The 22,659-nt window shown below is 65.3% G+C and carries 29 protein-coding genes and 1 tRNA gene; 17 read left to right on the top strand and 13 right to left on the bottom strand.

What is annotated here, in order from left to right; translation table 11 throughout:
• Positions 1-99 precede the first annotated feature (99 nt).
• From L2D00_08735 to pyrF, 7 genes are all read left to right on the top strand, one after another.
• Entirely contained in the window at positions 100-2,871 is a 2,772-nt protein-coding gene (locus L2D00_08735; protein ID WBQ11933.1) for a TonB-dependent receptor, read from the top strand.
• Between the two features lie 138 nt (positions 2,872-3,009).
• Positions 3,010-3,345 (top strand): hypothetical protein, encoded by a 336-nt coding sequence (locus L2D00_08730; protein ID WBQ11932.1) that lies wholly within the window; start codon positions 3,010-3,012, stop codon positions 3,343-3,345.
• A 57-nt stretch (positions 3,346-3,402) separates the two neighbouring features.
• Positions 3,403-4,041 (top strand): hypothetical protein, encoded by a 639-nt coding sequence (locus tag L2D00_08725; protein WBQ11931.1) that lies wholly within the window; start codon positions 3,403-3,405, stop codon positions 4,039-4,041.
• Between the two features lie 23 nt (positions 4,042-4,064).
• Entirely contained in the window at positions 4,065-4,412 is a 348-nt protein-coding gene (locus L2D00_08720) for a hypothetical protein (GenBank protein WBQ11930.1), read from the top strand.
• Positions 4,412-4,792 carry a hypothetical protein gene (locus tag L2D00_08715; GenBank protein ID WBQ11929.1) on the top strand — a complete coding sequence of 127 codons (381 nt, stop codon included), beginning with the start codon at positions 4,412-4,414 and terminating at the stop codon, positions 4,790-4,792. The genes L2D00_08720 and L2D00_08715 overlap by 1 nt, the downstream gene beginning before the upstream one ends.
• Before the next feature lie 122 nt (positions 4,793-4,914).
• Positions 4,915-5,763 (top strand): hypothetical protein, encoded by an 849-nt coding sequence (locus L2D00_08710; GenBank protein ID WBQ11928.1) that lies wholly within the window; start codon positions 4,915-4,917, stop codon positions 5,761-5,763.
• Between the two features lie 70 nt (positions 5,764-5,833).
• The gene (gene pyrF, locus L2D00_08705) at positions 5,834-6,520 is read left to right on the top strand and encodes an orotidine-5'-phosphate decarboxylase (GenBank protein WBQ11927.1); all 687 of its coding nucleotides are present in this window, start codon (positions 5,834-5,836) and stop codon (positions 6,518-6,520) included.
• 4 nt (positions 6,521-6,524) lie between these two features.
• Here pyrF and L2D00_08700 read toward each other — a convergent pair whose 3' ends face one another.
• Positions 6,525-8,042, bottom strand: a complete 1,518-nt coding sequence (locus tag L2D00_08700; protein ID WBQ11926.1) for an SLC13 family permease — start codon at positions 8,040-8,042, stop codon at positions 6,525-6,527.
• Between the two features lie 129 nt (positions 8,043-8,171).
• Complete coding sequence (locus L2D00_08695; GenBank protein ID WBQ11925.1) at positions 8,172-8,384, bottom strand: zinc-finger domain-containing protein; 213 nt, start codon at positions 8,382-8,384, stop codon at positions 8,172-8,174.
• 156 nt (positions 8,385-8,540) lie between these two features.
• Between L2D00_08695 and L2D00_08690 the strand changes: the two genes are divergently transcribed.
• From L2D00_08690 to L2D00_08670, 5 genes are all read left to right on the top strand, one after another.
• On the top strand, positions 8,541-9,497 hold the full coding sequence (locus L2D00_08690) for an ABC transporter ATP-binding protein (protein ID WBQ11924.1): 957 nt from the start codon (positions 8,541-8,543) through the stop codon (positions 9,495-9,497).
• A gap of 40 nt (positions 9,498-9,537) precedes the next feature.
• Entirely contained in the window at positions 9,538-9,828 is a 291-nt protein-coding gene (locus L2D00_08685) for a hypothetical protein (protein WBQ11923.1), read from the top strand.
• A 162-nt stretch (positions 9,829-9,990) separates the two neighbouring features.
• On the top strand, positions 9,991-10,245 hold the full coding sequence (locus L2D00_08680; protein WBQ11922.1) for a helix-turn-helix transcriptional regulator: 255 nt from the start codon (positions 9,991-9,993) through the stop codon (positions 10,243-10,245).
• A 1-nt stretch (position 10,246) separates the two neighbouring features.
• Entirely contained in the window at positions 10,247-10,849 is a 603-nt protein-coding gene (locus L2D00_08675; protein WBQ11921.1) for a hypothetical protein, read from the top strand.
• Positions 10,850-10,933: 84 nt separating this feature from the next.
• Positions 10,934-11,010: transfer RNA gene (locus L2D00_08670), tRNA-Arg, on the top strand.
• Positions 11,011-11,272: 262 nt separating this feature from the next.
• Here the strand turns inward: L2D00_08670 and L2D00_08665 are convergent.
• Together L2D00_08665 and L2D00_08660 are read right to left on the bottom strand one after the other, a co-directional pair.
• A complete protein-coding gene (locus L2D00_08665) occupies positions 11,273-11,719 on the bottom strand; it encodes a hypothetical protein (GenBank protein WBQ11920.1) in 447 nt (148 codons plus the stop codon).
• A 274-nt stretch (positions 11,720-11,993) separates the two neighbouring features.
• Entirely contained in the window at positions 11,994-12,377 is a 384-nt protein-coding gene (locus L2D00_08660; GenBank protein WBQ11919.1) for a VOC family protein, read from the bottom strand.
• Between the two features lie 79 nt (positions 12,378-12,456).
• On the opposite strand from L2D00_08660, the gene soxR reads away from it, so the two are divergent.
• On the top strand, positions 12,457-12,906 hold the full coding sequence (gene soxR / locus L2D00_08655) for a redox-sensitive transcriptional activator SoxR (protein ID WBQ11918.1): 450 nt from the start codon (positions 12,457-12,459) through the stop codon (positions 12,904-12,906).
• Positions 12,907-13,037: 131 nt separating this feature from the next.
• Here the strand turns inward: soxR and L2D00_08650 are convergent, their stop codons facing one another.
• Together L2D00_08650 and L2D00_08645 are read right to left on the bottom strand one after the other, a co-directional pair.
• A complete protein-coding gene (locus L2D00_08650; protein ID WBQ11917.1) occupies positions 13,038-13,226 on the bottom strand; it encodes a hypothetical protein in 189 nt (62 codons plus the stop codon).
• A 17-nt stretch (positions 13,227-13,243) separates the two neighbouring features.
• Positions 13,244-13,672: a rhodanese-like domain-containing protein gene (locus tag L2D00_08645; GenBank protein ID WBQ11916.1), complete on the bottom strand. Its 429-nt coding sequence runs from the start codon at positions 13,670-13,672 to the stop codon at positions 13,244-13,246.
• 111 nt (positions 13,673-13,783) lie between these two features.
• Between L2D00_08645 and L2D00_08640 the strand changes: the two genes are divergently transcribed.
• Positions 13,784-14,725 carry a helix-turn-helix domain-containing protein gene (locus tag L2D00_08640; protein ID WBQ11915.1) on the top strand — a complete coding sequence of 314 codons (942 nt, stop codon included), beginning with the start codon at positions 13,784-13,786 and terminating at the stop codon, positions 14,723-14,725.
• Between the two features lie 71 nt (positions 14,726-14,796).
• On the opposite strand, the gene L2D00_08635 is transcribed toward L2D00_08640, so the two are convergent.
• From L2D00_08635 to L2D00_08615, 5 genes are all read right to left on the bottom strand, one after another.
• The gene (locus L2D00_08635; GenBank protein ID WBQ11914.1) at positions 14,797-15,183 is read right to left on the bottom strand and encodes a hypothetical protein; all 387 of its coding nucleotides are present in this window, start codon (positions 15,181-15,183) and stop codon (positions 14,797-14,799) included.
• Positions 15,184-15,618 carry a hypothetical protein gene (locus L2D00_08630; protein WBQ11913.1) on the bottom strand — a complete coding sequence of 145 codons (435 nt, stop codon included), beginning with the start codon at positions 15,616-15,618 and terminating at the stop codon, positions 15,184-15,186.
• A 184-nt stretch (positions 15,619-15,802) separates the two neighbouring features.
• A complete protein-coding gene (locus L2D00_08625) occupies positions 15,803-16,261 on the bottom strand; it encodes a DUF2267 domain-containing protein (GenBank protein ID WBQ11912.1) in 459 nt (152 codons plus the stop codon).
• 60 nt (positions 16,262-16,321) lie between these two features.
• The gene (locus L2D00_08620) at positions 16,322-17,014 is read right to left on the bottom strand and encodes a LysE family transporter (GenBank protein ID WBQ11911.1); all 693 of its coding nucleotides are present in this window, start codon (positions 17,012-17,014) and stop codon (positions 16,322-16,324) included.
• On the bottom strand, positions 17,011-17,499 hold the full coding sequence (locus L2D00_08615) for a TetR/AcrR family transcriptional regulator (protein ID WBQ11910.1): 489 nt from the start codon (positions 17,497-17,499) through the stop codon (positions 17,011-17,013). Before L2D00_08615 ends, L2D00_08620 begins: the two co-directional genes overlap by 4 nt.
• Positions 17,500-17,758: 259 nt before the next feature.
• On the opposite strand from L2D00_08615, the gene L2D00_08610 reads away from it, so the two are divergent.
• The gene (locus L2D00_08610) at positions 17,759-18,577 is read left to right on the top strand and encodes an alpha/beta hydrolase (GenBank protein WBQ11909.1); all 819 of its coding nucleotides are present in this window, start codon (positions 17,759-17,761) and stop codon (positions 18,575-18,577) included.
• Positions 18,578-18,715: 138 nt separating this feature from the next.
• On the opposite strand, the gene L2D00_08605 is transcribed toward L2D00_08610, so the two are convergent.
• Entirely contained in the window at positions 18,716-19,309 is a 594-nt protein-coding gene (locus L2D00_08605) for a TlpA family protein disulfide reductase (protein ID WBQ11908.1), read from the bottom strand.
• Positions 19,310-19,379: 70 nt separating this feature from the next.
• Here L2D00_08605 and argH point away from each other — a divergent pair, with 70 nt between their 5' ends.
• Both argH and L2D00_08595 read left to right on the top strand, forming a co-directional pair.
• On the top strand, positions 19,380-20,792 hold the full coding sequence (argH, locus tag L2D00_08600) for an argininosuccinate lyase (protein ID WBQ11907.1): 1,413 nt from the start codon (positions 19,380-19,382) through the stop codon (positions 20,790-20,792).
• 11 nt (positions 20,793-20,803) lie between these two features.
• Positions 20,804-21,031: a lipoprotein gene (locus tag L2D00_08595; GenBank protein WBQ11906.1), complete on the top strand. Its 228-nt coding sequence runs from the start codon at positions 20,804-20,806 to the stop codon at positions 21,029-21,031.
• 103 nt (positions 21,032-21,134) lie between these two features.
• On the opposite strand, the gene ahcY is transcribed toward L2D00_08595, so the two are convergent.
• A complete protein-coding gene (gene ahcY, locus L2D00_08590) occupies positions 21,135-22,553 on the bottom strand; it encodes an adenosylhomocysteinase (protein WBQ11905.1) in 1,419 nt (472 codons plus the stop codon).
• Between the last annotated feature and the right edge of the window lie 106 nt (positions 22,554-22,659).

Genomic DNA, 22,659 nt, shown 5'->3' with positions numbered 1-22,659 from the left:
CTGTCACGAAATCCGGACATCTAGCCCGCTCTTCAGCAAGCGCCTTTCTTCCAGAAACGGTCGCTTTGAGCTGACGGGTTTATGACAGGGGCGATCCTTATGAAATCTCATGCCGCGCTGCTCGGTGCAGCGTCTTTCCTTGCGCTTTGTGCCGCATCCGGGACGGCCTTCGCGCAGCACGCCGTATCGGGTGTGGTTGTCGACCAGCGCGGCACGCCGCTGCCGGGTGCCCAGGTGCGCGTCCGTGAACTGGGTCTGACCACCGCGACCAACCGTCAGGGTGAGTTCACCTTCCTGTCCGTGCCCGCCGGCGCGACGCAGCTCGAGATCAGCTATCTGGGCCTGCCCACGAGCGTGCAGCCGATCACCGTGTCGGCCACGGATGCGAACTTCATCACTTTCACCCTGGCCGACAGCCAGGCCGAAGACCGCATCATCATCACCGGCCAGATCCTCGATTCCACGGCGCGCGCCCTGAACCAGCAGCGCACCAATGACGCCACCACCAATATCATCTCGGCTGACACCATCGGCCGCTTCCCCGACGCCAACATCGCCGAAGCACTGCAGCGCGTGCCGGGCTTCGCGGTCGCGCGCGACCAGGGCGAAGGCCGCTTCATCAATCTGCGCGGCGCGCCCGGTGGTTTCACCGGCATCTCCGTGGACGGCGTGGCCGTGGGCTCGCCCGATCCGGAGACCCGCGCGGTGGATCTGGACACCATTCCATCCGACATCGTCGCCTCGCTGGAAGTGTCCAAGACCCTGCTTCCCAATCAGGACGCCGACTCCATCGCCGGTTCGGTGAACCTGGTGACCCGTTCGCCGTTCGACCGGCCGGGCCTGCAAGTGTCGGGTCAAGGCGGTATCAGCTACAACGAGTTCGGCGGCGGCAATGACCGGCGCGCCTCGGGTACGGTGTCCAACACCACCGCTGACGGCCGCTTTGGCGCGCTGCTCTCGGCGAGCTACTCGCGCACAGACCGTCAGGTCGACAACATCGAATCGGGCTGGGCGATCGAAGAGATCGGCGGCCAGGACGTATTCATTGTCGAAGACCAGGAATTCAAGGACTACGACACGGTGCGCGAGCGCAATGCGCTGACCGCCTCGCTGGAATTCCGCCCCGACGACGCAACCCGCTTCTTTGTCACTGGCAGCTATTCGCGTTTCCGCGATGACGAATTCCGCAACACGCTGATCGTCGACTACTCTGCCGGCGATCTGGAGCCGGGCGCGAGTAACGGTAATGCGACCTGGAGCGACACCCGCATAGAGAAAGAGCTGCGCCACCGTATTGTGCAGAACGAGATCGCCACGCTCCAGGCGGGCGGCGAGCATCTTCTGGGTGCCGGCGAGCTGGATTACTCGGTGTCCTATTCGCGCTCGGAACAGTTCAACCCGCGCCGCGCCCAGTTCCTGTTCCGCTCCTCGCTGCGTCCGACGCTGAGCTATGACTACGCCGATGCGGATAATCCGGCCCTGTCGCTGTTCACTACCAACGAGCACCTCGACCTGGGTGCCTATAATTTCCGCGAGAACGTGTCACGCGGCCAGACCACCGAGCAGGACGAGATTGCCGCGCGCATCAACTATGCCTTCAGCAGTTCGCTTTTCGCCAATCCGGCCGAGTTCCGCACCGGCGCGTCGGTGCGCAACCGCGACGTCACCAATGATAACGAGCAGTATCGCGACCGCCGCGGCGTCGCCAACCCGGGCCAGCCGATCTCGGCCTTCCTGGGCAATGAGCGCTCGCAGAATTTCGGCTATTTCCTCGGCCAGAAATACGACCCGGCCCTGGTGACCGCCTACTGGAACGCCATTCAGGCGACCTCCACCCAGCCGGCGGTGCGCCGCGTGCCGCAATCGACCACAGCCGACTATGACGCCGAAGAGCGGATCTACGCCGCCTACGGCATGGCCACGGTGGAAGCCGGCGCCACGCGCATTGTGGCCGGCCTGCGCGTCGAGCACACCGAGTTCGAAGGCTCGGCCCCGTTCATCGACGACAATGACAACATCCGCATCAACGCGGTCAGCCGGGATTACACCAACTGGTTCCCGAACCTGACCGTGCGTCACGAGTTTGCCGACAACTTCATCGGCCGTGTCGCGCTGACCCGCGCCATCAGCCGTCCGCGCTACCAGGACGTGGTGCCGCGGGTGGAAGAAGGCGACCGCACTTCGCTGCCGGTGGGCGTGGACCGTGGCAATCCGGACCTGCGCGAAACCCTGTCGAACAATTTCGACGCGGGCCTGGAATACTATTTCACTCCGCTGGGCCTGGCGGCCGTCAACGTGTTCTACAAGGATCTGGAGAATTACGAGTTCACGCTGAACCGCGACGGCACGTATGAAGGGCTTCCTGCGGAAATCTCCCAAGCGGAAAACGCGCCGGACGGCTATATCCGCGGGATCGAGCTGACCTATCAGCAGCAGTTCGTTAACCTGCCGGGCTTCTTGTCGAACACCGGCGTGTTCGCCAACTACACTTGGACCGATGCAGAGATCACGCTGGCGGCCCCGATTTCGGGCAGCCGCACGCGCATCCTGCCGGGTCAGTCGGACACCATCCTGAACCTCGCCGTGTTCTACGAAACCGAGCGTTTCAGCGCCCGTCTGTCGTGGAATGAGCGCTCCGATTATCTGGATGATGTCGATGGCGAGGACTCGCGTCTGGACGAATTCTGGGAAGGCCGCAGCCAGCTGGATTTCTCTGCCAGCTTTGATGTGAGCGAGCGTCTGGGCGTGTTCTTCGAAGCCAAGAACCTGACCAACACCGAGGGTGTGCGTTACGTGGGTGACCGCAGCCGCGTGCTTGAGCGCGAAGCGTTCGGTTACACCCTGTTCGGCGGCCTGCGCTTCAACTTCTAAAAGCGCCAAGCCGATCACCAGCCTGCCAGCGGGGCGCGGAGGGGAGACCTTCCGCGCCCCGACTGCGTCTGACCCGTCACGCTTCTGTGAGCGCGCCCGGCTTTCGCGGCGCGGTGTTTGCGCGTATAAATGACGGTGATGCGTTGGTTTATGTCCATTCTGGCGGTGCTGGTCCTCGTCGAGGCTGGCGCGCGCTTCTGCCCCGGCATGCTGGACGGGACGGCGCATGCCCATGCGGGCGACATGATCGCTGCCGCCGACTGCCATGGTGCGTCGGCTCAAACCCCTGACCTGGACGCCGAAGCTCACTGCACGGGCGGTGCTGCCTGCGGAACTTGCGTGCTGCTGGCCGCTCTCGACAGTGCGCCCGGCGCCGGACCGGCCTCGCCAGAGGCGGATCCGGGCCATGCCTTCGTGCCCGCCCAGGCACCGTCCGTTCTGCGCCTCACGGATCCGCCCCCGCCGAAACGCTGACCGCGACACAGGTTTTCGCGTTCTTCGTTTACCCGGCATGGGAGCGTATGAGAATTCATGCGACATTTACTTACGGCCTGCGCGTGTATGGCGCTGGGCGCTGGCGCGGCTGACGCCCGCCCGGTGTCCTATGAAGGGGGATGGACCACCATCGCCCAGTCTGACCGAATGACCACCGGCCTGCTGATCCACTACACCCCGCGTTTTGACTACTCCATCGGTGTGAAGACCGAATGGGACCGGACCGACGATCTCCTGTTCAACGGCGGTCAGGCGACCTGGCTGGCCAATCGCTGGTTCGGCGAGGACTACCAGGCCAATCTCTACGCCTTTGCCGGCGCAGGGGTGGCTCAAGGCTTCAACGACAATGATCGCGGTGCCACCGGTGCCGGCTATGCCGGCATCATGGCCGACTGGGAAACGCGGCGCTGGTTTGTGTCCTGGATGGGCCGGGTCAGTGACATGGGCGAGGGTGCCCACGCCATGCAATCGGCCCGCGCCGGGGTTGCGCCCTATATCGCGGGCTTTGGCGAGCTGCATACCTGGCTGATGGTCGAGGTCGATCATCATCCCGAAGACGCCACGCCCGTGGCGGTGACGCCGCTGGTGCGTTTCTTCCGGGGTCCGGCCCTTCTGGAGCTGGGCTACACCCCGGCCGTCGACGAGGCCCTTGTCACTTTCATCTATCGTTTCTGATGATCCTCAAAAGGAGAGATCCCATGTTTCGTATCCTGATCGCGGCCATTGCCGCGCTGTCGCTTGCCCCCGCCGCCATGGCCGACGACCACGCCTACGCCACGCCGGAACTCGCCGCCGCCGTCGCGGACGGCGGCACGCTGGTCCGCGCCGATATCCTCGGCATGGTCTGCGATTTCTGCGCCATCGCCATGACCCGCACCTTCGGCCGCCGGGCCGAAGTTGCGGCAGTCCATATCGATCTGGATGACAAGACGCTGCAGCTGGTGGTGCGTGACGGGCAGACCCTGGACGACGCGACCATCACCGATCTGGTGCGCCGTTCCGGCTATCAGCTCACCGGCGATATCCGGCGCGGGGACGAGGCCTGATGCGTCTCGCCTTCCGGGAAACCGCAGCTCCGGCGCTGGCCCTCTTCGCCAGCGCCGGCACGCTCATCTGCTGCGCCCTGCCGGCGCTGCTGGTGACCATCGGCGCGGGCGCGGTGATGGCGGGCCTGGCGTCCAATGCGCCGGGCCTCATCTTCCTGTCCGCAAAAAAGGAATGGGTGTTTGCGATCGCGGCCCTCGTTCTGGCGGCGGCCTTTGCCATGCGGTGGGCCACGCGCAATGCACCCTGTCCCGCTGATCCGGCTCAGGCCAAAGCCTGTACGCGGTTGCGACGGATTGGCGGGTGGGCGCTTTGGTCAGCCCTGGTCCTTCTGCTGATCGGAGGCTTCTTTGCATTCTTTGCGGCGGACTTGCTGCTCTAGGCAGCTTTTCCGCAAACGGGGGAACCGGTCTTGCGGTTCGAAAAGGCACCCCGTCAAAGATTTGGCCCATTCCCCTTTTGCGCGTTCTGGGTCATGATATTCTCCTTTCAGGGGAGGCTGCCATGGCGCAGGGCGTGCGGATCGGGTTGGCTTTATCGTTGTCGGCGACGCTGCTCGCGGCATGTGGAGAGCGCGTGGAGCAAGCTCCGCAAACGCCGCAAGCGCCCATACTTGTGCGGGCTGCAGGCGAGGTGGCGTCTGCCCACGCTTTCACCGTTCCAGGCGAGGACGGGACTGAGACCCGGATCATCCTGGCCGGAGTCGTCACGCCGCGCCCTGAAGCCGCGCCGGAGGCCGCCGCGCTGGCGCGCACGCATCTGGATGGTCTGCTGAGCGAGGCGGGGGCGGGCCTGTCCATCATTCCGGCGGCGGGCGGTGACAGCCTGGACCGCTATGGCCGGGTACAGGCGCGGGTGGTCTTCACCCGCGGCACCGATCAACTGGATCTGGGCGCGGATCTGATCGCGCAAGGCTGGGGGCTGGTGTGGCCGCGCGACGGGCTGGACCTGCCGCTGGAGGATTTTCTGGCGCACGAGGCGCAGGCCCGGGCGGGGGCCCGCGGTGCCTGGGGGCTCGGTGCCTTTGCGATCCGTGATAGCGATCCTGACAGGCTGGCCCAGCATCTCGACAGCGCCCAGATCATTGAGGGCCGCGTGACCAGTACCGGCGAGGCACGCAATGGCCGGGTGTTTCTCAATTTCGGCGCAGACTGGCGGACCGACTTCACCGCCAGCGCCAGCCGTGCTGCGCGTAACCGCTTCGAGGCGGCGGGCGTGCAGCTCGAGACGCTGGAGGGCGCGCAGGTACGCGTCCGCGGATGGCTGCAGGATGAGAACGGCCCGATGATCATCCTAACCCACCCCGCCCAGCTGGAAATCCTGGACGCATCCGAGCCGCGCACGCTGCGCTAAGGCTTGCGCCAGGCGTCGACCCGCTGCGCGAGCCGGATTAATGTGCGCGCCTGCCCGACAGGAGTGCGCCATGGCCGACCCCCGCCTCATCACGGCTCTTGATCTGCCCTCGACCGCCGAGGCCGATGCGCTGGTCGAGCGGCTCGGGCCCGCCTGCAGCCATTACAAGATCGGGCTCCAGCTCCTGCCCGTGGGCGGCATGGCGCTGGCAGCGGGTCTCAAAAGCCGGGGCGCGCAGGTCTTCCTCGACTACAAGCTCCACGACATCCCCGCCACGGTGGAGAAAGCCGTGCGCTCCATCACCGGGGCAGGTGCCGATCTGCTGACCGTGCATGGTGAGCCGCCAGTGATGCGGGCGGCAGCAGCGGGCCGGGCGGGCTCGGCCCTCAAACTCCTCGCGGTCACCGTGCTCACCGCCTATGACGATGCCATGCTGGCGGAGATGGGCTATGCGTCGAGCGCGCGCGATCTGGTGCTGCGCCGGGTGGATCAGGCGATCGACTGCGGCATGGACGGCGTGGTCGCTTCGCCCCAGGAAGCCGCCGAGATCGCCGCGCGCGTGCCCGAAGGCTTCCTGATCGTCACGCCGGGTGTGCGTCCCGCCGGCTCGGACAAGGGCGATCAGGTACGCACCGCCACACCGGCCGAGGCGCTGCGTGCTGGTGCCACCCATCTGGTGGTCGGCCGTCCCATCAGCGCCGCCCCCGATCCGCGCACCGCGGCGCAGGCGATTGCGGCGGAGATGGCGCGGGCTTGATCCCTCACCCCGGAAACACCAGCGGCGTCAGCAGGGTCGCCAACAGTGCGATCAGCGGGGCGATGACAATGTTGATGCGCAGTCCGGCGCGGATCATCTGGCTCATGCTGGCTGCGCCCGAGGCATAGACGATCGCGTTGGGTGCGGTCGCTACCGGCAGCATGAAGGCGCAGCTGGCCGCCAGCGCCAGCGGCACGATCAGGTGGGCGGGCGGTATGCCGGCCTCGATGGCAATGGCCGCCAGCACGGGCAGGAAGCCCGACACCGTGGCGACGTTGGAGGTGAGCTCGGTCAGAAAGATGACCATGAACACGAGGATCAGCACGGTGAGGGGCAGGGGCAGGGCGGCGACCCAGCTGAGCTGACCGCCGATCCAGCCGGCCAGCCCCGTCGCCTGGATCGCCGCGGCCAGCGACAGCCCGCCGCCGAACAGGATCACCGCCGCCCAGGGCAGGCGCTGGACGGTTTCCCAGTCCATCAGCGCCTGACCTTTGTTGGCGTCCCCGCCCGCCGGAATGAGAAACACTGCCACGGCGCCCATGATCGCGATCTGGGCGTCGGACAGGGCCAGGCGCACCGGCAGGGCCAAACTATCGGACAGCCAGGCCAGAAGCGGGTTCCAGCCAAAGCTGATCTCGGGTCGGAAGATCAGTGCGCCGGGCAGCTCGCGCCCCATCCACAAGATGGCGACCGTCCCGAACGCCAGCGCCACGCGCCATTCCGGCGTGGTCATGTGGCCCAGCGCCCGCTTCTGGCGCAGCACTTCCTCGTGGCCGGCGGCATTGGGCGCGCTGGCGCTGACCTTGAAGGTGAAGCGGGTGAGGATGATCCACATGACGGGCAGGATCACGGCGACAGCCGGCACGCCCAGCATCATCCATTCAACGAAGGTGATCGAGGCGGCGAATTCGCGCTCCAGAAACCCGATGGCGATCAGATTGGTGGGCGTGCCCACCGGCGTTGCCAGCCCGCCGACGCTGGCTGAATAGGCCACCGCGAGCGCCAGCGCGGGAGCGAACATGGTCAGCTCCACGCCCTCATCGGCCATCTTCTCGGCGACCTTGAAGGCGATGGGGATCATCATCAATGTGGTGGCGGTATTGGAGATCCACATCGACAACAAGGCCGTGGCCAGCATGAAGCCCAGAACCAGTAGCGCAGGGCGCCCGCCAAACCGCGCCACCACATTGAGCGCAATGCGCGCATGCAGATTCCAGCGTTCGATGGCCAGCGCGACAATGAAGCCGCCCAGAAGCAGCATGACGATCGGGTCGGCATAGGGTGCCGCGGCGGCGCGCGTCGACAGCACGCCGAACACGGGAAACAGAGCCAGGGGAATGAAGGCGGTGGCGGCGATGGGGATGGCCTCGGTGGCCCACCAGCACGCCATCAATACGGCGATGGAGTCCACGATCCAGGCTTCGCGCGAGACACCCTCGGGCACCGGAATGAACTGGATGATGAGGGCGAGGACCAGGCCCAGGATCAGCCCGACCCGCTTCGCCGTCCAGAATCCGGTCATGCTTCAGCGCCCCCCGCTCCATCACTCTGCGGCGATCAGGGCCGCGCAGGGGATGATTGTGGCGGCCAGGCCGCGCGGGTCAACCGGGTTAGGGTGCCGGGCGCAAGCCCGCTCCGCCTTGATGCCAGGTCACGCTGCGGCCGCGCCGGGATCATCCTTGGAGCCCTGCAGCACGAAGCGGCGGTCGCAATAGCCGCACTCCACGCACGTGTCGGTGCCCATGTCGTACCACACCCGCGGATGGCCCAGCGCGCCACCGCCGCCATCGCACATGACGCGCTTGGATGTCACCACAATCACTTCGGGCGGCGGGAAAGCGGTGGAATCGGGATGAGCCGGCATGGTCGGGACAGCGCTCCGCTTGAGCCGCGCGGCGTTCCGGCGTGGACGCACCGGTCAGCGCGGGTTTAGTTTGCGTCAATCCGTAACTAGGCGCGCGGCGCGCTGGCGTCAATTGCGCGCCGCGCCGCGCAACGCTCTGACCCGACGGGACCGTCCATGACCGAACACCTGCCCGACTACGCGCTGGAAGCCGAAGGGCTGGAAAAGACCTATCCGGCCACCAAGAACAGCCCGGCCAAGCACGCGCTGCGCGGCGTTGACCTGTCCATCCCGCGCGGGTCGATTTTCGGCCTTCTGGGCCCCAACGGAGCGGGCAAATCTACCTTCATCAATATCTTCGCCGGCCTGGTCACCAAGACCGCCGGGCGCGGTGCGATCTGGGGCATGGATATCGACCGCCGCCCGCGCGCCGCGCGCGCTGCCATTGGCGTGGTGCCCCAGGAACTGGCCATGGACGTGTTCTTCACCCCGTTCGAGACGCTGGAGCTCATGGCCGGTTTTTATGGCGTGCCGAAATCCGAACGGCGCACCATGGAGATTCTGGACATCATGGGGCTGGCCGACAAGCGTGACGCCTATGTGCGCCAGCTGTCGGGCGGCATGAAGCGGCGCCTTCTGGTCGCCAAGGCGCTGGTGCACAATCCGCCGCTTCTGGTGCTCGACGAGCCCACCGCCGGTGTCGACATCGAGCTGCGCCGCCAGTTGTGGGATTATGTGGTTCGGCTCAACGAGGCCGGGGTCACGATCGTGCTCACCACACACTATCTCGAAGAGGCCCAGGAGCTCTGCGACCAGATCGCCATCATCAATCACGGCCAGGTGGTGGCGTGCGAATCCAAGGACCAGCTCCTCAAGCGCCTGAACCACAAGACGCTGGTCATCGAGCCGGGCGAACCCCTGTCCGCCGTTCCGGAGGGCTTCGAGCACGCCGAGGCGGTGATCCGCAAGGACGGGGCGCTGGCCATAACCTACAAGGTGGGCGAGGCGTCGGTGGCGCGCCTGATCGAGACCTATCACGCCTCGGGCGGGCGCATCGCCGACTTGCGCACCGAAGAGCCGGATCTGGAAGACGTCTTCCTGGCTTTGACCTATGAGGCTGACAGCGCGGCGTGACGGGCCGTCACTTCGCCGTATTTGCGGCTATGCTGGCGGTATGAGATTCATCGCACGCATGTTCACCCGGTTTCTGGCGCTGATCCTGGCGCTCAGCGTGTTTGGCGTCACGCTCTGGCTGGCGCTGTATATGCGGCCGGAAGGCACGGGCGGCTGGGCGCTGCTCATTGGCCTGCCGTTTGCCGGCGCGCTGGCGGGCTTCATCATCTATGCCAGTCTGGTGCGGTCCACCGGCGCTGCTTCGCCCCATTCCGAACGCACGGGCGCAGGCATGATGGTGGGCCTCGGCTATCGCGCGCGCCGCGACGATGACGACGAACTCGACCTTTGACGTGACACCATACCGGCCTGCGCGGTAGCCGCAGGTCCAAGATGAATTGTTGTGTATACGCAATATTTTGATTGCATCGAAAATCAATGCGGATTAGACAAGGGTCAAGATGCGTCATGGCCGGGCTGTCCGGCGTGGTGCAAGGACCCGGAGCCTAGGCGCGTGAACGACCCTGCCACCATCCATAACCGCCTGCCTGTGTTGCGCGCCGAGCGTGGCCTGTCGCGCAAGGCTCTCGCCGAGGCACTCGGGGTCAATTACCAGACGGTCGGCTATCTGGAGCGGGGCGATTACAACCCGTCGCTGGAGCTGGCGCTGAAGCTGGCGGCATATTTCGAGCTGCCGGTGGAAATGATCTTCTCCCTGCAGCCTTTCACGCCGCTATCGCGCCTGGCTGCTACTGGCAAAGGCGACTGACATGTCCTTTTACATCCGTACGGCTTCGGGCCGCATTCCCCACCGCTCGCGCGCCTCGGTGCGCGGGGCCGTTCTCATGGTGCTCATCGCCTATCCCCTGGGCTGCCTGATGCAACTGGGCGACACGGCGCGGGCGGTGGGCCTGACGGGCCTTGCTCTGGTGGTGCTGTCGGCGATCGCCTTCTTCTGGCTGGCCACGTCCTATGTCCAACGTATTGCCGGCGAGCAGGCCAGCGAGCTGGATGATCTGGAACGTGATCTGCGCCGGCGCGCCTTCGCCTTCTCCTACCAGGTCTTCACCGGGCTGATGGCGGCCGGGGTTTTCTATCTGGCCGTAGCCAATGACGAGACGCGCCTGACCTTGTGGGCTCCTGAAACCTACGCCCACTGGAACGCGATCTTCTGGGGCGTGCTGCTGTACAGCTTCACCCTGCCGTCGGCCTGGCTGGCCTGGACCCTGCCGGCCCCTGATGACGAGGACCAGGATGCGGCCGCCGCAGTGCCCGGCCACAAACCCCGTACGCGCTGGTGGCTTTGGGGCCTGATCGCGGCTGCTGCCGTGGCCGGTGCCATCTTCGCGACCGTTATCGCGCCGCCGGCATAGGCGCGCGCCAAACGCCTGCGGGCGGGCGCGCGACACGATTGAACCGGTCGCCTGCCTCCTGTATGCACCTCATCTGGCCGATCAGCACCCGTAGCTCAGCTGGATAGAGCGCTGCCCTCCGAAGGCAGAGGTCACAGGTTCGAATCCTGTCGGGTGCGCCATCTTCTCTCGTTCTCCTTCGCGTTCGCTCAGTCGATCCTCGCTGCGCGGGGCCGAGCCCCGCTTGCTGCGGGCGGGCAGTCGCCCTTGCGAACCCTGCGGGTTCGATCTGGGGCCGCCAAGGCGCGCCAGTTCCCAGGGTCCGATCCGTAACAGCACGGGCGGGGTATGGCCGCCCCGACGATGTTGAGCCTGTGCACGCTCCCAGCGCAAACACAATGATCAGCGTTTGAATCTGCCGGCTTTGGCGTCTGCATCACCTCATCACAGTCCAAAAGCACCTCCTTGCGGTGCCGTTTCTGTATGGTCGCCGTGTGCGCGAGTGGACATTCGCCCTTCATCGCCGGTCAGGCGCAGCACGCCCTGGGGCAGCCATCCGGGCTCGCCCTCAGTGGCTGTGCACCAGGCGAACCCGCTTTCCAGATGATGGATCACAACCCGGTCGCCGATGCGCACCGTCAGCTCGCGCGCGCTGTAATCGCGCACGATCACTGGTGGCTGTGCGGCTGCATCGATCCACGCCTTGGGAACCCAGCCATCGCGCCCGTCAGGGCCGATGCACCAGACCCAGCCGCTGATATCGGTCTCTTTGGAGCGCTCCGGGTCGATCTTTAGCGCATCGCCGCGCTGCACGCTGATCGGGTCGCGATAGGGTGCCTCATAAGCCTCCACGATGTCGCCACTCAGTGGCGGATCGAAACGAAGATGCATTGCGGCCTCCTCAGGTCTGGGCGCCTCCGGCGCAAGCCGGGGCGTGCCGGGCCGAGCCATTGGGCCGTGGGCCCATTGCCCCGCGCGCTGCAGTGCGTGATCGACACGCTTGCAGCAGATCAGGGTGAATACCTGACACTGTGCGCACCGCTCCAGATTCGATGGAAGGACTTTTCGGCGTCGGCATCTGGCTTGACGACTATGGCGTCAGGCACCTCGGCGTGTGCGTCTCCGGCGGTGGCCGGCGGATGCTCGCCATTGTCTGTGCGCGCCTTCACGCCCCGGCATAGGACACCACCTCGAACTCCACGCCGTCCGGGTCGAAGAAGTAAAAGCGCCGCCCGGGCTCATAAGTCCCGTGACCGAAGGTCTCGAGACCGGCCTCGGTTACGCGTTGCTCGGCCGCGTCGAGATCTTCGACGATGATGCCGATATGGTTCAAAGGCCGTCCATACTGTGCGGGGCGGGGCGGTTGACCCGGTTCCGGCGCATAGAGCGACAGATAGCTATCCGCTCCGCCGACATGGATGGCGACGCGCCCGTCGCTCTGTAAGCCGCGCCAGCGCTGCCTCCAGCCGAACAGCGCGATCAGCAGCGCGGCGGTGCGCTCGGGATCGGGCACGGTGATGTTCACGTGTTCCAGTCTGGCTTCGGTCATTGGGTCAGCCTCCTTGCAAAACGGTACGATGGCGGCGAGGCTAGAATCTCAAGTTCACTTGAGATCAAGGCGAAAAACCATGAGCTCGACCGATTTGCTGTCCATCGGGGAGGTGTCTGAAAGAACCGGGATTTCGATCCCGACGATCCGCTATTACGAGCAGTGCCGCTTCGTGTTGGCTAGCAGAACGCCGGGCGGCAGCCGGCGGTTTGCGCGATCTGACATTCGCCGGCTGAGCTTCGTCATGCTGCTTCAGTCTTTTGGGCTGTCGCTGGAGGATATCCGCGCCGCCATGGCGGACCTGCCCCTTGAGCGCGCCCCGCGCGCGGCCGACTGGCGCCGGGTGTCGACCGGCATTCGCGACCGCCTCGATCAGCGCATCGCGGAGCTGGAGCGCACGCGCGACATGCTCGACCAGTGCATCGGATGCGGATGCCTGTCGCTGAACGAATGCGCGCTGCACAATCGCGACGACCGCGCCCGGAACCGCGGGTCGGGCGCCCAATATGTGCTCAGGGGACGATTTTGACGCGACGCTGTCGGCAAGCCCTGCGCTCGCGCCGGGCTCCGGGTTTCCAGGCGTGAGACAGCCTGCGGTGTCGCGGCCAGGGTGCCATGGCGTTCACGTGCCGGCGCGAGCGTGTAGGTCCAGCGCACCCATTAGGTGACCGCGTAGCCGTTAAGCCGGCCTCCCTCCGGCCCATCCACAAACACCGAAAAATCAGGATCCGGCGCGAAGGCGCGTTCGAGCAGGGCGGGTTTGGGAGCCTGGAAGCGGTCGAGATAATGTTCTAACGCCGCCAGCACCCGCATCAGGCGCAATACTTTCCCGGCGTCCGCTTCGGCCATGGGGCGGACCGCGCCCGTCATGCCTCGACGTGCCGGACATCGCCGGGCTCGACGCCTTGCGCCAGGCTGAAGCCCTCATCGAGCCAGCCGGTCACGCCACCGATCATCAACTTGACCGGCCGGCCGAGCGCTGCAAGCCGTTTCGCGCCCTTGTCCGCGCCGTTGCAGTGCGGTCCGGCGCAATACACCACGAACACCGTCTCCGCCGGCCAGGCCTTCATCTTGCTCTCGATTATCTTGGCATGGGGCATGTTCACCGCGCCCGGCACATGTCCCTGCGCGTAGAGGGCCGGCGTGCGCACGTCGAGAAGGACAAAGTCCGGCGCGCCGGTCGACAGGGCATGATGCACATCCCAGCAATCTGTCTCGTGGGCCAGGCGCGCGCTGAACCAGGCGTGCGCAGAGGCGCTGTCGGCGGGCGGAAACTCGGTGACGATCGTGCTCATGTGATCCTCCGGATTGAACGTGATGCGTGATTGTCACCCTTTGGCCGTCTGGATAAAGTGGCACGTATGACAATCAAAACATCAAAAATGCCATTTCAGCGGCCGCTAAAAGTGGGCGCCCTGATCACCGAGGCGCTGTCGCCCTTCGAGTTCGCGGTTGCCTTTGAGGTGTTTGGGCTGGATCGCCCCGAGAGCCCCGAGATCGCCTACACGTTCGTAACGCTTGGCGAGCGCGCCGGGCTGACAGCGCGCCATGGGCCGCTGGCGGCGGCGGCGCAGCATGATCTTGACGGGGTGACTGACCTCAACACGTTGATCATTCCCGGCTGGCCGGTTCACGCCACGCCGTCCGAACACATGGTGGATGCGCTGCGGCGCGCGAGCGAGGCAGGCGTGCGGATCGCCTCGTTCTGCTCGGGCGCCTTCCTTCTGGCCGCCAGCGGATTGCTGGACGGGCGGATGGCCACGACCCACTGGAAACATGCCGCCCTGTTCCAGTCCCGCTTCCCGCGCGTCCATCTGGATCCGGCGCGCCTGTGGGTGGCTGAGCAGAATATCTACACGGCCGCGGGCAGCGCCGCCGCGATCGATCTGTCGCTGCATCTGGTGCGCGAAGATTACGGCGCGCAAGCAGCCAATATCGTGGCGCGGCGCCTGGTGGCCGCGCCGGTGCGGGCGGGCGGGCAGGCGCAGTTCATCGAGAGGGCGGCCCCGCAGCGCACAGCGGACGAGACACTGAACGGGTTGATCAGCGGGCTCACGGCGCGCCTGGACAGCCCGCTGACGATAGAGGCGCTCGCCGGGGAGGCCGGCATGAGCCGGCGGACCTTTATCCGCAGGTTCGAAGCGGCGACCGGGACCGCCCCGGGCCGCTGGATCATGGAGCAGAGAATACGTCGCGCCCAGGCGCTGCTCGAGACATCCGGCCTGCCGGTGGACCACATCGCCTTCCAGTGCGGGTTCTCCTCCACGGGCGGTTTTCGCGAACGCTTCCAGACAATTGTCGGCGCGAGCCCGGGCGCCTATCGCAAACGATTTTTCGTCTCGCGCTAAGCTGGGCGGCGCGGACGTGGCACCGCCTGGCCCTGCCTGGCCCGTGATCGCGTTCACCATTGATGTCCGCATCAGGCCGCAACGAATTCCAGCTTCATGCGGTCAGGGTCTTCCACGAACAGGGCGTAGTAGTCAGGCCCTGTCGCGAACGGATAGCGGTCATCGTAAAGCAGCGGCAAACCCGCTTCGAGACAATGCGCGCGCAGGGCGTCCACCTTGGCGCGGGTGTTCACCTGGAACGCCAGATGATTCAGTCCCGCAGCGCAGCGATGGTAGGGGCGATGCGCGTGTTGTGCAGGGACCTGGACGAACGTGAGGTGCGGCCGTGAAGGGCCTTCAAGAGTGAACCCGCCCGGCCATGATCGGGTTCGCACATAGGCAAGATGGGCCAGAAGCGGCACCCAGGCCGCTTGAGAGCGCGTGAGGTCCGACACGTAAAGCTCGACATGGTGCAACACTTAACGATCCTCCGGGTCAGCGCGGGGCGTTCTGATTTTATTCAGCGCGCCCAGGATCGCGGCACCGAAAATGAGCCCGGCTGCGCTGGCCAGGGCCAAACCCGGCGATCCGGAACTGACAACACCGGCAACAAGCGCGATCGCGATCAGCATAAAGACAGCCGGGTTGTATGTGCCTTGCGCAGGCGGGCTTTGCTTGAGCGCCAGCAGGGTCGCTTCCAGTACGAAGACATAGCTGAAGATCGCGGCACCGAGCCAGGCGAGGATCGCGCTCGGCAAAGGGTCGCAAACCAGACGGGTTAGAAACAGGACTGTAAGAGCTGTCAGGAGGGCGTATTTCAGCCTCAGCGGATCGGCCCGCGCGATCCTCAGACCTGAAAACACTGCGAGCGCAGTGCCGAAAAACAAAACCAAACTTGAACCCGCCGCGATCATCAGGCGGAGAGTGGCACCGCCCGCATGGGGCGGCTGCATTCACACAGGCTGGAAATCACACGGATCGCGCCAACATCCAGGCGATGACGATCTTTCAAGCCGGGCACATCGCGGCATGCGTGGATGCAGGCCGGGGTGTCTGGACGCGGTCCACCCGACTGCGGCTTGACGCAGGCCCGCTTCATCAGACGATCCTCCGGTCCAGTTCGGCAGGGTCACTGACCGTGACGTGCCAGAAGGCTTGAGCCTGCGGGCCTATGTCTGCGAGCACGCGGTCGAATGCGGTCTGGTCGACGCAACGCCGCACGGCCCAGGCCGTCGCATCGATGGCGTTGTCCGGTGTCAGGTTGTGATGGCGCCGCAAGGCCTGGACTTCACGGGTGAGGCTTGCACGATCCGTAAACGGGACTGGCGTGCTTGAAACGTCCCAGTCTTGGACGAAGATCGCGCGCAGCACGGCGGGCAGTGTGTTTGCAAAATCAAGACCCTGCTGGGCCGTCAGACGGTGCCGGAAAACCTGAAACACACCATCGACAGCGGTGTAGGTCATATTGTTCGACACAAGGTCCATGCGGTCTCGAGCATCTGCCAGAAAGGCTTCAAACTCGCGGCTGGCGTGACGATAGGTCCATGGCATCGGCATGACCGACCTCGATTCTGCTTCCGTCAGGCGTGGGCGGGAGAGGTGTCGTGTGTTGCGCTCTCATCCCGGTGAGCGTGTCAGCGCCGGGTAAGCCGGGCGCAGCGCGCTGGCGAGAAAGCCGATAGCGGCGCTGGCGAAGACCGTGGCGAACAGGGCCTCAAGTCCACGGCGCAGCCGCGCATATCCCGTCGCCATCGGGGCGCAGGAAAACACCAGCGCCAGGCCCGTGAACACCACAAGGGTCTGGATCGCGACGGCAGAGGCGATCACGAACACGGACACAGGGCCGGCATTTTCAGGAAGACCGAACGCATAGAGCGCCGCAAAAAACAGTATGGCCTTTGGATTGGTCAGATGGATCAGCAGGCCCCGCCCGTAAGCGCTGGTCCGGGTGGCCGGGGCTGAGAGAGCGGCGTCGGAGTGCCGGCCCAACGCGCTGCGTGCCGACCTGTATGCCAGCCAGCCCAGATACAGGGCGGCAAGCAGCCGCAAACCGATGATCAATGCGTCATGCGCGAGCAGGAGCGTGCTCATTCCAGCCGCAGCCAGCGCCGACCAGATCCACGATCCGGTTGTCACGCCAAGCGCCAGGGCGATGCCGTTGCCGCGACCGTATGCCATCGCCTCCCGGGCGATCGCCAGGGTTGCGGGGCCAGGGCTGGCTTGCGCCAAAAATGCAGCCAGCAGGACCGGCATGATTGATGGGAACACCATGCCGAAGGACATCTCAAGGGTCGCGATTGCGTTTGTCATGGGCAGGCCTCGCCTATGAGCGTTTGCGCCGCTGCGCGCGCGGCACGAATTGGGGCTGTATCGCTTTCGAGGAAGGCTGCGATGATTGCGCCATCCCAGAGCGCCAGCAATTGCCGGCCCAGCGCGGCCGGATCAGCCGCCCCGGATCGAGCAGCCAGCCCGATGAAGCGCTCACGCAAAGCCGTCTTGTGGGCTCGCACCAAGGTCAGAAGCGGCTCATCCCCTCCTGCCGTCTGGGCTGCGAGGTTGATGAAAGCACAGCCACGGAAGCCGGGCCTGGCGGCAAGGTTTTCGGCCAGATCGAACAGACAGATGATCGCCGCCTGCGGCCCGCTGGCCGCGGCGATCGCCGCGTCCATGGCGGCCTGGCGTTCACGCGACAGCGCCGAATAGGCCGCCAGCGCCAGATCGTCCTTGGAGCCGAAATTATTATAGAGCGACATTCGCGCGACATCGGCCTCGCGGATGATTTCATTGATGCCCACACGCGCAAATCCCTTCTCCTGAAAGAGGCGAAGGGCGGTCCCGGTAAGGCGGTCTGTTGCTGTTTGTGACATTGGATCGCTAGATAGACTGGTCGATCTATCTCGCGTCGCATAGGATGGCGGGCGAGGCAAGCTGAAATGCATCAGGCTTCGTGTGTCATAAGCGGTCGCGGGCTGCTGCCGTCAGGCGCAGGACGATCCATACCCTTGCAAGGGCAGCGGCGCACCGCGTTGCTCACGCGCTTACGGGAGGACTGTGATGGAATGGAATCTTGACCAGGCGGTGACAACGGATGCCGGCCGTGTCCGGTTTGGAACCGCCGGCGAGGGCCCGCCGCTCCTCCTTGCCCATGGCTGGCCGTGGTCATCCTTTTCCTGGCGCCGGATCATCCCCGGCCTGGCGCAGCATTTCCGGGTCTTTTGGTATGACATGCCCGGCTACGGGCGGTCCGAGATGCGGCCCGGCCAGCGCACCTCTCTTGATGTCCAGGGCGAGGTGCTCGCCTTCATGCTGGACCATCTGGGCATCGAGCGGCCCAAGGTGGTTGCTCATGATTTCGGCGGTGCCACCACCTTGCGCGCGCACCTGCTGCACGGCTGTGATTATGACCGTCTTGTCCTGATGAATGTGGTCGCCATTCGGCCCTGGGGATCGGAATTCTTTGACCATGTGGGCCGGCACGTGGACGCGTTCACCGGATTGCCCGCGCACATCCATCAGGCGGTGGTGCGCGCCTATATTGGCGGTGCTCTCAGCTCGGTGATCCCGGACGAGGATCTGGCGGGCCTTTGTGATCCGTGGCTGACACCAGAAGGCCGCGTCAGCTTTTACCGGCAGTTCGAGCAGGCCGACGAGCGGTACACGGCCGAAATCGAGCCTATGTACGGCAAGGTTCGATGCCCCACCGCGATTCTATGGGGCGAGGACGATCCCTGGATCCCCCTGGAACGCGGCCGCAGCCTCTGGGCGCACATGCCTGGTGCCAGCTTCTCAACCCTGCCAGGGGTCGGCCATCTGCCCCAGCTCGAAGCGCCGGGCATTGTTCTGCGCGCACTGCTCAGCGCGTTGGCAGACTGACAGCAGAGATGCCGCATGGCCGATGCTGGACACATCAAATTCGTTCATGAATAGATTGATGCCTGCAATCGCTTTGACACGGCGCGTCTGGCAGGTTGATGCGCCGGCTGGCAAAAGCCCGGCGGTGCAGCCCGGCAATCAGAAGCGCGCGATGGCCGCTTCGATCAGGGCGACCGCTTCGGGGCTGGCCCAGTCCGCATCGCCGTCCAGCCGGCCGATCTCGATCCCGTGGCGGTCATACAGAACGCTCAGCGGCAGGCCGCGCGCCCCGGCGGCGAAGCCCAGATTCATGTTGGGATCGAAATACAGGGCCAGGTGATCGAGCCCGCGTTCGTCAAAGAACGCCTCCGCATCCTCGATACGGCGGTCCATCGAGATGGCGACGACTTCAAACCGGTCTGACCCCAGCCGGGCCTGCAGCGCGTCCAAGGCCGGCATCTCCACCACGCAAGGCGGGCACCAGGTGGCCCAGAAATTGACCAGAATGACCTTGCCGCGCTTGTCAGCCAGCGTGATCTCCTGACGGTCTGCGGTGAGGATCATCCCGCGCGGCTGGCCGGGCGCGCCGGTGACGGTGCGGAACGCGCTCATTTCGCCGACTGTAAAGCTCGACAACGTGGCCGGTGCCGGGCCGCTGAAGAACGCCCCGCCAATCGTCCACACTGCGGTGCCCACGCCGACCGCGATCATCGCGAAAATGGCGTGGGACAGCTTCAGCTGCGGCTTGCGCATGACGCACTTCCTCTTCCTAATGCCGGCACACAATCGATGACCCGCTCACACACAGGACGCCGCCCTGACCATGACCTCTGACGCTCCCGCCTCGACCCCGTCCGCCAGCGGCATCTGGGGCGGCCGATTCGACGCCGGCCCGTCCGCCGTGATGCAGGCGATCAACGCGTCTGTGGATGTCGACAAGCGCCTGTTCGAACAGGACATCGCCGGATCGCTGGCCCATGCGGCGATGTTGACCGCCTGCGGCGTGATTTCAAGAGAGGATGGTGAGGCGATTGCGCGCGGTCTGGACGCAATCCGCACCGATATTCGCGCCGGCCGGTTCGAGTGGAAGCCGGCGCTGGAAGACGTGCACATGAATATCGAGGCGACCCTGCGTGACCGCATCGGTGCGCCCGCGGGCCGCCTGCACACGGCCCGGTCGCGCAATGACCAGGTGGCCACGGATTTCCGGCTCTGGCTGCGTGAGGCGCTGGAAAGCGCCGCGGACGCACTGCGCGCTTATCAGCGGGCGCTGGTGGCGCGCGCCGAGGCTCATGCCGACTGGGTCATGCCCGGCTTCACTCATCTGCAGACCGCCCAGCCGGTGAGCCTGGGCCATCATCTTCTGTGCTGGGTCGAGGCGGCCGAACGAGACCGGGGGCGCCTGCTGGATGCGCGCGCGCGCCTGAATGAGTCGCCTCTGGGCGCTGCGGCGCTGGCGGGCACGGCGTTCACAATCGACCGGGACATGACGGCGCAGGCCCTCGGCTTTGACCGGCCCATGGCCAATTCGCTGGACGCCGTGTCCTCGCGCGATTTTGCGCTGGAGGCGCTGTCGGCCGCGGCCATCACGGCGATCAACCTGTCGCGCTTTGCCGAAGAGATCGTGCTGTGGACCTCGCGCCGCTTCGGCTTCGCCAGCCTGTCGGACGCGTTTTCCACCGGCTCGTCCATCATGCCCCAGAAGCGCAATCCCGATGCCGCCGAGCTGGTGCGCGCCAAGCCAGGCCGCATCGCCGGGGCGCTGCAGGGGCTGATCCTGGTGATGAAGGGCCTGCCGCTAGCCTATTCCAAGGACATGCAGGAAGACAAGGCGCTGGTCTTCACCGCGTTTGACGATCTCATGCTCGCCATCACCGCCATGACCGGCATGGCTGGGGATCTCACCTTCCACCGCGACACGCTGGAGGCGGCGGCCGGCGAAGCCTATTCTGACGCCACCGATCTGGCCGACTGGCTGGTGCGCGAGCTGAACATGCCCTTCCGCGACGCCCATCACGTGGCGGGGTCTGCGGTGAAAGCCGCTGAGGCCGAGGGTCTGGCGTTGAAGGACCTGCCGCTGTCGCGCTATCAGGAGATCGAGCCGCGCATTGATGCGCGCCTGTTCGAGGTCCTGTCCGCACGCGCCTCCATGGAGAGCAGGACCAGCTTTGGCGGCACCGCGCCGGTGCGCGTGCGCGAGCAGATCGCCGTTTGGAAACAACGCCTGGAGGCGTGAGGAGGCCGGCCATGACCGCAGACACGACATTGCAGCGCATGATCGGGCTGATCGCCTGCGCCTTGGCGGCGCTGGCCCTCGCGGGGTGCGGGGTGCGCGGCGGGCTGGAGCGGCCTGCGCCGCTGTGGGGTGACGCCGACGGGACGCAGCGTGAAGCGGCTCCGGATACAGATGAAGACGAGGACGACGTTGAAGACGACGACTTCCTCGATCCCGACGACTGGCGCGCGCCAGGCTAGGGTGAGGGGACGCTCTGATGCCCAGGCGGGCTGCGCACCCAGACAAATAAAAACCCCGCCGGTTTGCACCGGCGGGGCTGTTCGTCCGTCGAAGCCGTAACGCCTAGTAGCGGTAGTGCTCGGCCTTGAACGGGCCGGTCTGGCTGACGCTGATATAATCGGCCTGCTCATTGCTGAGCACGGTCAGATTGGCGCCGAGCTTGGGCAGGTGCAGCGCCGCGACTTTTTCATCGAGGTGCTTGGGCAGGATGTAGACGTCGTTCTTGTACTGGTCGCCGCGCGTCCACAGCTCGATCTGGGCCAGCACCTGGTTGGTGAAGCTGGCGCTCATCACGAAGGACGGGTGGCCGTTGGCGTTGCCCAGATTCACCAGGCGCCCTTCGGACAGCATGATGATCTTGTGGCCTTCGGGGAACTCGATCAGGTCTACCTGCGGCTTCACATTCGTCCATTGGAAATTGCGCAGGGCCTCGACCTGAATCTCGTTGTCGAAGTGGCCGATATTGCACACGATCGCCATGTGCTTCATGGCGCGCATGTGATCGACGGTGACCACGTCCTTGTTGCCGGTGGCGGTGACGACGATGTCGACGTCCTTGATCACGTCTTCCAGGCGCACCACGCCGAAACCGTCCATGCAGGCCTGCAGGGCGCAGATCGGGTCGACCTCAGTGACCGAGACGCGGCAGCCGGCCTTGGCCAGCGATTCTGCCGAACCCTTGCCCACGTCGCCATAGCCGCACACCACCGCGGTCTTGCCGGCCATCATGACGTCGGTGCCGCGGCGGATCGCGTCCACCAGGCTCTCACGGCAGCCATAGCGGTTGTCGAATTTCGACTTGGTCACGGAATCGTTCACGTTGATCGCCGGGAAGGCGAGCTCGCCGCGCTTGGCCATCTGATAGAGGCGCATCACACCGGTGGTGGTTTCTTCCGACACGCCCTTGATCGCGGCCTTGGCGGTCTTGAACCAGCCCGGCGACAGTTTCATGCGCTCGCGGATGGTTTCGAACAGGAATTTTTCCTCTTCCGATTTCGGCTCGCCGAGCACGGACGGGTCGGCTTCGGCTTTCTCACCGAGCTGCAGATACATGGTCGCGTCGCCGCCATCGTCCAGGATCATGTTGGCGGATTCGCCATTGGGCCAATGGAAGATCGCGTCTGCGAACTCCCAGTATTCCTTCAGGGTTTCGCCCTTGTAGGCAAATACCGGCACGCCGGTCTCGGCGATGGCAGCCGCGGCATGATCCTGGGTGGAGAAAATGTTGCACGACGCCCAGCGCACATCAGCGCCGAGCGCGACCAGCGTCTCGATCAGCACTGCGGTCTGGATGGTCATGTGCAGCGAGCCGGCGATACGCGCGCCCTTGAGCGGTTGCGCCTTGCCATACTCTTCACGCAGCGCCATCAGGCCGGGCATTTCGATCTCGGCCATTTCGATCTCGATCCGGCCCCAGCGCGCCAGGCTCATGTCTTTCACATACCGGTCTTCGCCGGTGTTCGCAGCATTGATCAGAGTCATTGTTTACAAGGGCCTTTTCGCCAGTCGTGGGGAGAGTGTCTCATACGTCCCGGATCGGGACGCCGATCATATAAAGGAAAGTGCATATCGGCGCAAACGTGCATCG

Source organism: Hyphomonadaceae bacterium BL14 (assembly GCA_027627705.1).
In the GTDB taxonomy this organism is placed as follows: Bacteria; Pseudomonadota; Alphaproteobacteria; order Caulobacterales; family Maricaulaceae; genus Oceanicaulis.
Note: the sequence above shows the minus strand (reverse complement) of the source record. Positions and strands in the feature narration are given on the sequence as shown.